This window comes from Thermococcus sp. (assembly GCF_026991495.1).
GTDB lineage: Archaea > Methanobacteriota_B > Thermococci > Thermococcales > Thermococcaceae > Thermococcus.
In genome coordinates this window covers 18,493-29,631 of the sequence record NZ_JALXBJ010000002.1, presented here as the reverse complement: position 1 = coordinate 29,631, position 11,139 = coordinate 18,493, and the positions used below count along the sequence as shown (strand labels likewise).

Genomic DNA, 11,139 nt, shown 5'->3' with positions numbered 1-11,139 from the left:
TTCCAAAGTTCTCGCTGAACTTTATGCTGAGGAATGTTAGAAATGAACTGTCAACGAAGTACACTTTTTTGGGATGCTGGATTCTCAGCTTGACTTTCGGAGAATAGACCTCAACAGGAAACGCGAAGTAGCATTCCTGGAGATAGCGCAGGTAGTTCGAGAGCGTTGCCTTGCTTATGGAGTAGCCCAGGCTTCTCATCGTGCGCTCCAGCTTGCTGAGGCTGGAGTATTCGGAGTTTAAAAGAAGCCTTATGAACGCCCTTAGCTCCTCGGGGTTCCTGATGCCGTATCTCTCCACCACGTCGAGGGCTATTATTGTGTTGAAGTAATCCCTGACGAGCATCCTCTTGATTCTCACATCACCCGTCAGAACGACCTCTGGAAAGCCCCCATAGAGGACGTATTCTCTCAGCAGGTTCAGGAGTTCCGGCTTTTCCCTACTGAACTCAAGCCGTTCGGGAATTTTGAATTCTTTGAATTTCAGAAACTCCCGGAAGCTCAGTGGAAAAACCTCAAAGGTTATGGCCCTACCCCTTAAGGATGTCGGGATTTCCCTGCTGGAGAGCTTTGAGGAGGAACCACTTAGAAAGAGCTTCACGTCTTTTCTGGAGTCGTTTACCCGTCTAACCCAGGAGTCCCAGTTTTCAACGTTCTGAATCTCGTCAAGGAAAAGATAAAGTCTCTCTTTCTTTCCGTAAAGCTCTTCTATGGTTGGTATAAGCTCGGTTAGGGTTTCGATGCCCTTTTCGAGCCTCTCATCCTCGAAGTTGATGTAGAATATCGATTCCTTTTCAGCGGTCTTTGCAAGCTCATTGATGAGCTGGAACATCAGATAAGTTTTTCCCGTCCTCCTGCATCCTGCGAAGGTCACAACCTTGTTAAGCTCCCATGGGACGAGGGAAAGGTCAAATTCTCTCTCGATAAGCTCGGGGGCCCAGGTTTCCTGCCACTCTACTAAAACCGTCGCGAGGTCTCTCCTCATGGTTGGTAATATGCGGTTATGGTTTATAAAGGTTGTTCAGTGTACTGAACAGCTTTTTATAAATTCCCGTTTAGTGTATTAGGCCATTCTTCACTCAACCCTGAAGGTCAGCCCCTTCTCCCTCGCCTTCTTCTCGACCTGGAGGCGGAACTGGCAGGCCTTGCATATCTCCCCCGTTGTCGGCTGGCCGCAGATCTTACAGCGGTTGAGCTCGCTCGTTTTTTTGGTGTAGGTCTTAGCTATAAGAGGGAACAGCTTGTCGTAGCTCCTCAGGATCTGGTACTTCGTTCCCGGATGCCTCTCCTCCATCTCGTTTATCCAGTCCCTTATCTCTGCTCTAAATGCCTCTACCGCGTAGGGGCACTCGCTCAAATCAACTTCAATGTTGTTCAGGATAGCATACAGAACGATCTCCTTCTCGGGAATCTCCCGGAGGGGCTTTATCCTTGGAACGAGCTCCGGATGAATTTCCTCGTAGTAGGGACCGGTCCTACCGAGGCGGGCTATGTCCCCGCGGAGAACGTTCATTAGGAACATCTGGACTTCATCATCCAAGTTGTGACCGACCGCTAGCTTATCCGCCCCAACGTCTTTGGCTGCGTAGTTGAGGAGCCAGCGCCTCCAGACGCCGCAGTAGGAGCAGGCCCCCACTCTTTCGCCCTTCTCGAAGCTCCCCATTATCTCAACCGTCTCGTCGAGCGTGAAGCCTATGTACTCCTTGAAGGAGTAGATGCGGTGCTCTATGCCGAGCTTTTTTGCGTTCCTCTTCGCAACCTCAACGCTCGCCGGCCTGTAACCGGCAATGCCCTCGTCAATCGTTATCGCAACCAGCTCGAAGGGGAACTTCTCGCGGAGCTTAGCTAAGAGGTGGAGCAGAACCACGCTGTCCTTCCCGCCGGAAACGCCGACCGCTATCCTCTCCCCCTTCCCTATGAGGCGGTACTTCTTCACCGTCTCCTTGAACTTCTTCTCCACCATCTCGTTGAAGTGCTTGTGGCAGTAGTAAAGCCCGCTGTAGCGCGCGTGGTAGACCGCTGGCCTGCCGCACTTCGAGCACTTCATCATGGGGGCCAATTTGAGGGGGGCCTTTTAAAGGTCACCCTGCGAGGTTCAGCAGCGCCGGCCACAGGTTTATGGCCAGGAGCAAAAGACCTATGCCTATCGCGGTGTACCTGAGCGGCTTTGCAACGCCCTCCGGCAGGTACTCCTTCAGGACGTCGTCGAGCATCCTGCCCCCGTCGAGGGGAACGAGCGGGAAGAGGTTCATGAGCCCTATGCCTATGTTGAGGACGTATATCCAGTAGAAGGTGAAGAACGTCGGGAAGACAAGCCCATCGTAGCCTATCTTCGAAACGTAGTGCTGCCCTATGTAGATGCCGATGAATGGCTCGTCTGGATGTCCCCTCCTCTCACCGAGCTTCAGGCTCAGGCTCTTCCTCTCCCCCTTCCTTAGGACTGTTATAGACACAACCTGGCCCGGCTTCAGAGTTTTCATGACCCTTTCAAAGTCATCGAGGGTCTTGATGTTCACCCCGTTGACCCCCACTATGACGTCCCCCTTCTCAAGAACCCCGAAGGCGGGCGTGTTCTCCATGACCCCGGCCACTGCCACGCCGGCTGGCTGAAGGAGCGGTGCTAAAAGGAAGTTCATTATCAGCAGCGCAACTACCGCCGTCAGGATGTTTGCGAGGGAGCCTGCACCGTAAACCCGGAGCCGCGTTCTCAGCGGGGCCTTCTTCAACTCCTCCTCGTCCGGTTCAACGAAGGCCCCCGGTATTATGAAGAAGAGAACCAGGCCAACCGACTTCAGGGGCAGCCCGTCGGCCCTCGCGGTAACGCCGTGGCTGAGCTCGTGGACGACCATGACCACGATGAGGCCTATTATCCCGTACCAGAGAGGTATCGTGAGGCCGGGGATCACGAGCTGAACGCTGGCCTGCTTCCCGCTCGTCTGGATGGCCTTCAGGGCGGTCTTGAAAAGGGCGTAGAAGACGTACCCCATCCCTATAAATCCGAGGACTATCCCGACGTCCGCGTAGATCCTCCAGAAGCGCCTCGCCCTCTGGGCCGTCCTGTCTATGAACCCCAAAAGCCTCTTCGTCCTCCACATCATGACGAACAGGTCAACTGAAAGTCCCTCCTCCTCGTTGCCCCTGTCCCTGAGGAGGGCGTAGGCGACGGCCCAGAACGCGGTTATTGCCCCGAGAACGGTTATCCATGTTGACACCATTGCCCATCTCCCTCGCTCCACTCTTTTAACTGGACGGGACTTTAACTTATAAACCTGCCGTCGGTTCCTTAACTTTATATCCCCAAACACCGATTCCCCCCGGGGAGCAACGTGGAGACCCTCAGAATAGCCTTCGTCTACGACGTGGTCTACCCATGGGTTAAGGGAGGGGTTGAGAAAAGGATACACGAGCTGGCGAAGAGGCTGGCCAAAGGACATGAGGTTCACGTCTACGGCCACAGGCTTTGGAAGGGGAATGGTGAGATAGAGAGAGACGGAATCTTCTACCACGGCCTCACCCCCGCTGGGAAACTCTACCTCCTGAGTAAGAGGAGCCCCTTTCCGATGCTCCGGCTGGCAGTGAGGCTTTCCCTGATTAAGGAGGAGCTCGGGAGCTACGACGTCGTTGACGTCCAGAACCTCTTTTACCCCGGGGCACTCGCTTTGGGGGGTCTTGAAAACGCCCTTCTAACCTGGCACGAGTTCTGGGGGGATTACTGGTTGAGGTACTGGGGCCCCCTTGGAGTTTTTGGAAAGACGGCTGAAAAGGCCCTCTTCTCCTTTGACAGGCACGCCGCGGTCTCCTGGAAGACGAAGCTGGATCTCGCAGGAGCCGGCCTGAGAAAGCCCATAGCCCTCATACCCAACGGCGTTGACGTTGGGCTGATAAAATCCATCCCCCCCGCGGAGCTTGAGTCGGACGTTGTGTTCGCTGGCAGGCTCATTCCTGAGAAGGGGGTGGACCTGCTTTTAAGGGCTCTGGCTGAAGTGAAAGAGGAAATCCCCGACGTCCGGGCGGTTGTTATAGGAGACGGGCCTGAAAGGGGAAGGCTTGAGCAGCTCTCGGCTCGGCTCGGGCTTGAGGACAGCGTCCTCTTTACCGGCTTCTTGGAGTCCCGGGATGAGGTCATAGCCATCATAAAGGCCTCGAAGGTCTTCGTCCTCCCGTCAAGGAGGGAGGGCTTTGGAATGGTTGTTCTTGAAGCAATGGCTTCCGGCCTGCCGGTGGTCACGCTCAACGCCCCGATGAACGCCGCGAGGTTTCTGGTGGGGGAGGGGGCCGGCTTTGCAGTTGGGGCCGATGAACTTGGGGTGATCATCCTCACGCTTCTCGGCGATAAGAAGCTCAACCGGAAAATGGGGGCAAAAGGGAGGATGCTGGCGCGGCGGTACGAGTGGGAAAACGTGGTTGGGGCCTGGCTCGCTTCTATCTGACCAGCCCGACCCTCCGATAAATGAAACCAGCACTCTTAGCTTTCTCCGGGTCTACAACGTTCCTGCCGTCGACTATGACCCTCGTGCGCATCTCCTTCCCAATCCCCTCCAAATCCAGCCCTTTAAACTCTCTGTGGTCGGCGGTGATGACGATGGCATCAACGCCCTTGAAGTCCTCCTTCCACTCGGCCCCAAAGCGCTCCGCGTCTTCCCTCGTGCACAGCGGGTCGTAGGCGTAAACGTTGGCACCCCACTCCTTGAGCTCCTCAATGATCGGCTTTGCCGCTGCCTTCATGAACTCCCTCACTCCACCCCTGAAGGTCAGGCCGAGAACGAGGATTCTGCTGCCCTTGAGCGGTCTTCCGGCCTCGTTGAGTGCCTTAACCGTTAGCTCAACAACATGATGGGGCATCGAGTCGTTTATCTCCCTCGCGGTCTTGGTGAGCCTCGGGTTGGTCTTCTTGGCCAAGTTTATCACGAACCACGGGTAAACGGGAATGCAGTTGTGGACTATTAATCCCGACGTCGTGACTATGGTGTTCGTTCCCGCGACCTCAAAGGAATAGACGTAGTCGTCGTACTCTACAGGGCGGACTTCCGTGACCTCGACGAGGGAGAAGCTTCCCATGGGCTTAAAGCTTGAGTTCTTCTCGCGCTTTTTGATGTTTCTGAGGTAGTACTCCAGCTTTTCCCCTTTATCCCCGGTTACAATTCCCCGCAGCTTTTCTAAGTTGTTCGGGCCGTAAATGCGGAGCACGTGAATCCGTCCAGCCTGTTTGTATGAGGGCACGATTCCAAGGTTCTGAAACATTAGGAAAAGCTGCTGGGCCAGTTTATCACTCGCCGTCGCCACTTCGAAGCTTGCACTGATCCTCTTGGTCACGTAGGTGTTTCCTTTCTTCTTCATCTTATGATCGCCTTCGTAAACTACAGTGCTTCCATCACCGTTCAGAATTCCTCTAAGAACCGCTCTCTGGAGTTTTCTATCGTAGAGAACAAACCCAGGAGCCTTTGCATCATAGGAGTTGAGGCCAACTCTGAGGAATTTGAGGAGCTCCGCAAAGGCTTTCGAGGACACCTTTATGTGGTGGACGTTGTTTTGAACGTACTCGGAGTACCTGACGCCGATTTTTTTGAGCGATTCCTTTACCTCTTCGATGTATTCGGTTTCATTGATGTTAAAAGAGAACCTCGTTCTCAACGAGCCATCGGTCGTTATGCAGCCTTCGGAGATGTAGTACCCAAGAAGGGTCATGAAGTCCTCACTGACCTCCACCCTCGGGGGAAACTCCGAATACCCTGACCCCCTTCCTCTGGTTACTGCAACGGGCTCTGGAAGCGTCTTCTGAAGTTCAACATAGCGTTCAAGGGGCACGCGGTTGGCTCTTACGTAATCGTACGACTTGGGGGCAAACATGGAGTGCAAAACGGATCTGGCATCCGTGGGAATCTCCGGGAATTTCACCCTGTAACCGTTGGGATCACCTGATAGTATAGATATCATGTCGAGAACTTCGGGAGTTTCCTTCTGCGGTAACTCAGTTACTATTGCCACGGCATCGCCTGGCCGAAGGTCCTTTGCGAGTTTCTCGATGAACCCTCCATCATTATAAACCCAGACTATGTGGTTCTCGGTTAGCTTAATCCTCCTTCCAGTTCTGGTCTTTATCTCAAGGACCCTCTCCCCCGGTTGGAGTTTCCTCTTTGTCGCTAGGGCAATCTTAGCAAAGACAGGCTTGGACGTGCTTGTGTCAAAGGACAGTACGTAGTAGGGTCTAAGCGGACGCTTCACAGCCACGCCTTCAACACTCTCAACCTCTCCTTGAATAGCTTCAAAGAGCTCCTCCACAGTCAGAGGTTCTATCCCGTCCACCTCTAAGAACACAAACTCATCCTTTGCAAAGCAGTGACCACCCACTCCCGCTCCCGGCATGTGGATGTGGCAGTAGGGCTGTGTGTTTGCCGCTTTGAACACTTCAAGGGCATCTAAACCGTGCTCCTCGCACCACATGGCCAATTCGTTGGCGAGGCCTATGTTGACGTCGCGGTAAACGCCCTCGAAGACCTTAACGGCCTCAGCGGCCTTTATCGAGCTCATCGGAATAACACCCTTCCTGTTGATGGTCTCGTAGATCCCGATCACTGCTTCAAGCGTTTTCTCGTCGCTCGCGCCAACTATCTTTGGGTACTGTCCTGTGATGTCCCTGATAGCGGTACCTGTCATGGTTCTCTCCGGTGCATGTGCAAGGCCGAAATCTCCCAGCTTAATCCCAGACTTTTCCAGGATTGGAACGAGGCTCTCTGTAGTTCCAGGCGGCATAGTGGCCTCGGTTATGACAATATCGCCTTTCTCAAGGCCCTGACTTATCTTCTCCGCCACGTCGTAGACAGGTCCGAGCTTTAGGTTCCCCCTTTCATCCGTTAAAGTTGGGACGAGGATCACCATAACGTCAGCTTGTTTGGCCGCCCAAACGCCGTCAGTAGTGGCCTTCAGCCTTCCAGCTTCGACGTTCCTCCTCACGAGCTCGTCGAGCCCCGGTTCCTCCTTGATGTGGTTCTCCCCGCGGTTAATGGCCTCAACTACCCTCTCGTTGATGTCAACGCCTATGACGTTAGCCCCGTGGTCGGCAAAGACGGCCGCTAACGGAAGGCCCATTTTGCCCATTCCGTAAACTGCTATCGTGAATTTCCCGTTTCTGAAGGCCTCCTCTACCTCCTCCCTGCTCAATCCGATGAGCTTCATTCTTCCACCTCCAGAACCTTCCCGCTTTTGGCGCTCTCCTGAGCCAGTAAAGCTACCTTCAGGGCGTGCAACCCGGCTTCGCCGTCAACTATGGGCCTCTTTCCCATCTCAACGCACTCTATGAAGTGCTCGATCTCGTTCCTCAGGGGTTCCTTTCTCTCGATCTTGGCCTCCTTTATCCATTCATCGTTGTAGAACCGAAGGGCCTGCTCTATGTAATCCAGGTACGCTATTCCCCCGGTTCCAACCACGTTGAGGGTTCTGGTCTTGTGGGGCGTGAGCCAGTTGGTCTCGACTATGCCAGTCCCCTCGTCAAAGCCCAGCGTTATTAGGGCGTGATCCTCGACGCCCGCTGGATGGAGGACGTTTCCGGCCCTTGCGTAGACTGTCCTAACTCTTTCGCCGAAGAGGTAGCTTATGACGTCTATGTCGTGGACGCCGAGGTCAATGATAATCCCAACGTCCCTTATCCTCTTCGCCATTGGCCCAACGCGCTTTGCGCTTATGGTGACGACCTTTCCGAGCTCCCCCCGGCCTATAAGCTCCTTGAGCTTCAAAACCGCTGGATTAAACCGCTCTATGTGACCGACCATGAGGGTGACCGCCTTTTCCTCGGCGGCTTTGATTATCGCCTCCGCGTTCTCTATTGTGTCCGCTATGGGCTTCTCCACGAGGACGCCCGTTCCGCGGTTTATGAACTCCAGGGCGACCTCCCTGTGGAGCGATGTTGGCACGGCTATGTCAACTGCGTCAAGGTTTTCCCTGGCGAGATCCCTGTAATCCGCGTATGGTATCGTCCCGTACTTCCTTGCCAGCTCCTTAGCCCTCTCGAAGTTGGCATCGGCAATCCCAACGAGCTCAACTTTTCCCTCTTTGGCCAGCTCGGAGTAGACCCTGACGTGGTGCTGGCCCATCATCCCAACGCCGACAACCCCAACGCGGAGCATTATCCTCCCTCCATCTCCTTCTTAATCCTCTCCAGAGCATCAGCTCCCTCAAGGAGATAAAACGCGTTTATTCCAAACTTCTTTGCGCTTTCAACTTGGGCTCTGTCGCTCGATACCAAGATCGATCCTGTTGTTTTGGCCGCGGCGATGTAAAATGAATCTGCCGCACGGCATCCCGTTTCAATTGCTATCAGAAACGCCAGCTCAAAGATATCGGACAGGGCTACGAAGTTTAGCTGTTTGAACGTTTCTTCTGCTGTTGTCACTGCCTCTTCCATTCTCATTCTCCTCACGAGTTGAGAGGCAAGTTCAATCTTGAATAAATCCGGCTCAAAAATTGGCTTGCCTTCGATTATCCTGAAAAGCTCTTCTGAGAGTTCGGTTCTATCGGGCCGGTATTCAAAAAATAAATCAATAAAAACGGAAGTATCGACCACTATCATCGCCTTTCCTCCACAAATGCCGCCAGAGGGTCTTCTTTGACTTTCTTCCGATGTTTCCTGGCTATCTCAATGAGGGTATCTCCCCGAAAGAGCATGACTACCCCCCTGGTGCCATCCTTGATCCTGAGTTTCTTGAGGGGGACAAACACGCCGTCTTTGTAAACCACCTCAATTCCCTCCATTCACGTCACCTGGAGAGTTCTTCGAGAGTGCTGACTATATAGTTTATGTCTTCTTCGCTCACCGCAGGATGGACCGGGAGGCTCAAAACCCTCCTGCTTGCCCCTATCGCATTCGGACAGCACTCCTGCTCGTAGCCGAGCTTCTTGAAGAGCGGCTGGTGGTGAAGCGGCAGCGGGTAATAGATCCCGGTTCCGATTCCCTTCTCCCTGAGCTTTTTCGCAAGCTCGTCCCTGCTCAGCGGGAACTCATCCTCGACCCTTATCGTGTACTGGTGGTAGACGTGCCTGACCTTTGGTGCAACGTAGGGCGGAGTTAGCCCGGCTATCCTTGAGATGCCTTTCGTGAGCTTTTCCGCGTTCTCCCTTCTCCTCGCGTTGAACTCCTCAAGCTTCTTCAGCTGAACCCTCCCGAGGGCACCGGCGATGTTAGTCATCCTGAGGTTGTAGCCGAGGGCAACGTGGTAGTAGCGCTCCTTCTGACCGTGGCTCCTTATGAGCCTCGCTTTTTCAGCCAGTTCGTCGTCGTTGGTAACAACCATCCCGCCCTCGCCGGTGGTTATGTTCTTCGTGGGATAGAAGCTGAACGCCGCTATGTCACCAAAGGTTCCGACTTTCTGGCCGTTGTATTCTGCACCATGGGCCTGGGCGCAGTCCTCTATCAGGTAAAGCTTGTGATCCTCGGCTATCTCCTTGAAGGCCTTCATATCGGCCGGCTGGCCGTAGAGGTGGACGACGAGGATCGCCTTGGTTCTGTCCGTTATCCTCTCAAGAACCTCGTTTGGGTCGAGGTTGAAGGTTTTCGGGTCGATGTCTGCAAAAACCGGCTTGGCCCTCTGGAAGAGGATCGAGCTGGCGCTCGCTATGAAGGTGAAGGGCGTCGTTATGACCTCGTCCCCGTCCTTTATCCCTAAGGCCTTGAGGGCCACGTCGAGGGCAGCGGTTCCGTTGGCGACCGCTACCCCGTGCTTTGCGCCTAAGTAGTCAGCGAAACCCCTCTCAAACGCTTCAACCTCCTTCCCGTGGGCGAGCATTCCGCTCTTGAGAACCTCGACGACGGCGTTTATCTCCTCATCCCCGATGAGGGGCTTGGCTATGGGTATGTTCCTCATTCTTCTCCCTCCAGCTGTAGCTTTAAACCCGGATAAACTTCCCGAATGAAAAGAAAGTGTTTGTCCCTGCTCACAAGCGTGAGCCGGCGGTTTAGTGCTACCGCCGCCACTACCGTATCAACGGCAGGGACGGGCGTCCCCATCTCCACCATTGCCTGCGAGATCTTTATTGAGAGGAGATAGTCATCGAGCGAAGGGGTAATCACTGTTAGGTCAAGTGTGGTGGCTTTGGGAAACTCCACCACGTTGAGTATTGTAGTGTATCCCCTGACCTTTTCTCCGGATTTTGCTGCCTCGATAATCACGTTCGTGTCGTAAAGCTTTTTGTCCTCTTCCATTCCGCTTCCCTCGCTTTTTTGTAGGCTTTCTCGTACATTTCCAGTGACGTCTTCGTTACTTTCTCTTCGAACTCTTCCCCCAGCATCTTCAGGATGTCCTTCGCCGGGAGTTCGAGGTTGCCCCTTTCCAGTCTTTCGAGGTACTCAACTATAGCTTTTCTCGCTACTTCGCTCCATCTTATCTCGCTGTATTCCTTCATTTTTTTGTACACATCCGGTGGTACCGAGAGCGTTATGTTCGGCATAGGATCACCGGAAAATACTATGTGAGTTCACATATTTAAGTGTTTCTTTAGAGATCTTTCTCCCTGAGGTAGCGCTCGTAGTCCTCCTTCCTTATCTTAACCTCCCTTCCGCAGTGGGAGCACTTGAAGATGATATGGTTATCGTCTTCGCCAATTCTATTCTCTTCCTTAAGCTTCCTCCCGCAGTAGCAGACAAATCCCCTTAAGCGTGCGGGGTTGCCGTAGACGAGGCCAAAGGGTGGAACGTCCTTGGTAACGACGGCTCCCGCTCCAACCATTGCGTACTCGCCTATCGTTACACCGCAGACTATTGTTGCGTGAGCGCCTATTGAGGCCCCCTTTTTCACCAGGGTCGGCACAACTTCCCAGTCCTCGTTGAATGCCCTTGGATAGAGGTCGTTTGTGAAGGTCATGTGTGGGCCGAGGAAAACGTCGTCTTCAACCTTGACCCCGTGATAGACGCTCACCCCGTTCTGGATCTTAACGTTGTTGCCTATTTCAACGTCGACGTCGATGTAAACGTCCTTTCCGATGTTGCAGTTCCTGCCTATCTTGGAGCCCTTTCTGACGTGGGCGAAGTGCCATATTCTCGTCCCTTCACCGATTTCTGCCCCTTCCTCGACAACTGCTAAGGGGTGGACGAAATATTTTTTAGGCTCTTCCGACATCTTGAACACCCGAGTGAAGTCCCCGATAGGGGGATAT

Annotated in this window: 12 protein-coding genes; 1 reads left to right on the top strand and 11 read right to left on the bottom strand. The window is 53.8% G+C overall.

Translation table 11 applies throughout. The features are described from left to right. The 3 genes from MVB78_RS00170 to MVB78_RS00160 all read right to left on the bottom strand — a co-directional run. Positions 1 to 982 (bottom strand): ATP-binding protein (locus MVB78_RS00170; protein ID WP_297486563.1); only part of this gene is annotated, 982 nt, incomplete at its 3' end. A gap of 90 nt (positions 983 to 1,072) precedes the next feature. Continuing rightward, a complete protein-coding gene (locus MVB78_RS00165; RefSeq protein WP_297486572.1) occupies positions 1,073 to 2,044 on the bottom strand; it encodes a TIGR00269 family protein in 972 nt (323 codons plus the stop codon). Positions 2,045 to 2,078: 34 nt separating this feature from the next. Then, complete coding sequence (locus MVB78_RS00160; protein WP_297486571.1) at positions 2,079 to 3,212, bottom strand: site-2 protease family protein; 1,134 nt, start codon at positions 3,210 to 3,212, stop codon at positions 2,079 to 2,081. Between the two features lie 111 nt (positions 3,213 to 3,323). On the opposite strand from MVB78_RS00160, the gene MVB78_RS00155 reads away from it, so the two are divergent. Continuing rightward, positions 3,324 to 4,427: a glycosyltransferase family 4 protein gene (locus MVB78_RS00155; protein WP_297486562.1), complete on the top strand. Its 1,104-nt coding sequence runs from the start codon at positions 3,324 to 3,326 to the stop codon at positions 4,425 to 4,427. On the opposite strand, the gene MVB78_RS00150 is transcribed toward MVB78_RS00155, so the two are convergent. Genes MVB78_RS00150 through MVB78_RS00115 form a run of 8 tightly spaced genes read right to left on the bottom strand, consistent with a single transcriptional unit; the run spans position 4,420 to position 11,102 of the window. After that, a complete protein-coding gene (locus tag MVB78_RS00150) occupies positions 4,420 to 7,170 on the bottom strand; it encodes a nucleotide sugar dehydrogenase (RefSeq protein WP_297486561.1) in 2,751 nt (916 codons plus the stop codon). The genes MVB78_RS00155 and MVB78_RS00150 overlap by 8 nt on opposite strands. Then, entirely contained in the window at positions 7,167 to 8,117 is a 951-nt protein-coding gene (locus MVB78_RS00145; protein WP_297486560.1) for a UDP-N-acetylglucosamine 3-dehydrogenase, read from the bottom strand. The genes MVB78_RS00150 and MVB78_RS00145 overlap by 4 nt, the downstream gene beginning before the upstream one ends. Next, on the bottom strand, positions 8,117 to 8,560 hold the full coding sequence (locus MVB78_RS00140) for a type II toxin-antitoxin system VapC family toxin (protein WP_297486559.1): 444 nt from the start codon (positions 8,558 to 8,560) through the stop codon (positions 8,117 to 8,119). The genes MVB78_RS00145 and MVB78_RS00140 overlap by 1 nt, the downstream gene beginning before the upstream one ends. Continuing rightward, the gene (locus MVB78_RS00135) at positions 8,557 to 8,742 is read right to left on the bottom strand and encodes an antitoxin AF2212-like protein (RefSeq protein ID WP_297486558.1); all 186 of its coding nucleotides are present in this window, start codon (positions 8,740 to 8,742) and stop codon (positions 8,557 to 8,559) included. Before MVB78_RS00135 ends, MVB78_RS00140 begins: the two co-directional genes overlap by 4 nt. A 5-nt stretch (positions 8,743 to 8,747) precedes the next feature. Beyond that, complete coding sequence (locus MVB78_RS00130) at positions 8,748 to 9,851, bottom strand: DegT/DnrJ/EryC1/StrS aminotransferase family protein (protein WP_297486557.1); 1,104 nt, start codon at positions 9,849 to 9,851, stop codon at positions 8,748 to 8,750. Then, a complete protein-coding gene (locus tag MVB78_RS00125; RefSeq protein WP_297486556.1) occupies positions 9,848 to 10,189 on the bottom strand; it encodes a PIN domain-containing protein in 342 nt (113 codons plus the stop codon). Before MVB78_RS00125 ends, MVB78_RS00130 begins: the two co-directional genes overlap by 4 nt. Beyond that, on the bottom strand, positions 10,153 to 10,434 hold the full coding sequence (locus MVB78_RS00120; RefSeq protein ID WP_297486555.1) for a hypothetical protein: 282 nt from the start codon (positions 10,432 to 10,434) through the stop codon (positions 10,153 to 10,155). The genes MVB78_RS00125 and MVB78_RS00120 overlap by 37 nt, the downstream gene beginning before the upstream one ends. Before the next feature lie 47 nt (positions 10,435 to 10,481). Next, positions 10,482 to 11,102, bottom strand: a complete 621-nt coding sequence (locus MVB78_RS00115; RefSeq protein ID WP_297486570.1) for an acyltransferase — start codon at positions 11,100 to 11,102, stop codon at positions 10,482 to 10,484. Positions 11,103 to 11,139: the final 37 nt, after the last annotated feature.

Coding starts and splice junctions, on each gene's coding strand:
- MVB78_RS00165 (WP_297486572.1), bottom strand. CDS start 2,044: ATGAAGTGCTCGAAGTGCGGCAGGCCAGCGGTCTACCACGCGCGCTAC.
- MVB78_RS00160 (WP_297486571.1), bottom strand. CDS start 3,212: ATGGTGTCAACATGGATAACCGTTCTCGGGGCAATAACCGCGTTCTGG.
- MVB78_RS00150 (WP_297486561.1), bottom strand. CDS start 7,170: ATGAAGCTCATCGGATTGAGCAGGGAGGAGGTAGAGGAGGCCTTCAGA.
- MVB78_RS00145 (WP_297486560.1), bottom strand. CDS start 8,117: ATGCTCCGCGTTGGGGTTGTCGGCGTTGGGATGATGGGCCAGCACCAC.
- MVB78_RS00140 (WP_297486559.1), bottom strand. CDS start 8,560: ATGATAGTGGTCGATACTTCCGTTTTTATTGATTTATTTTTTGAATAC.
- MVB78_RS00135 (WP_297486558.1), bottom strand. CDS start 8,742: ATGGAGGGAATTGAGGTGGTTTACAAAGACGGCGTGTTTGTCCCCCTC.
- MVB78_RS00130 (WP_297486557.1), bottom strand. CDS start 9,851: ATGAGGAACATACCCATAGCCAAGCCCCTCATCGGGGATGAGGAGATA.
- MVB78_RS00125 (WP_297486556.1), bottom strand. CDS start 10,189: ATGGAAGAGGACAAAAAGCTTTACGACACGAACGTGATTATCGAGGCA.
- MVB78_RS00120 (WP_297486555.1), bottom strand. CDS start 10,434: ATGCCGAACATAACGCTCTCGGTACCACCGGATGTGTACAAAAAAATG.
- MVB78_RS00115 (WP_297486570.1), bottom strand. CDS start 11,102: ATGTCGGAAGAGCCTAAAAAATATTTCGTCCACCCCTTAGCAGTTGTC.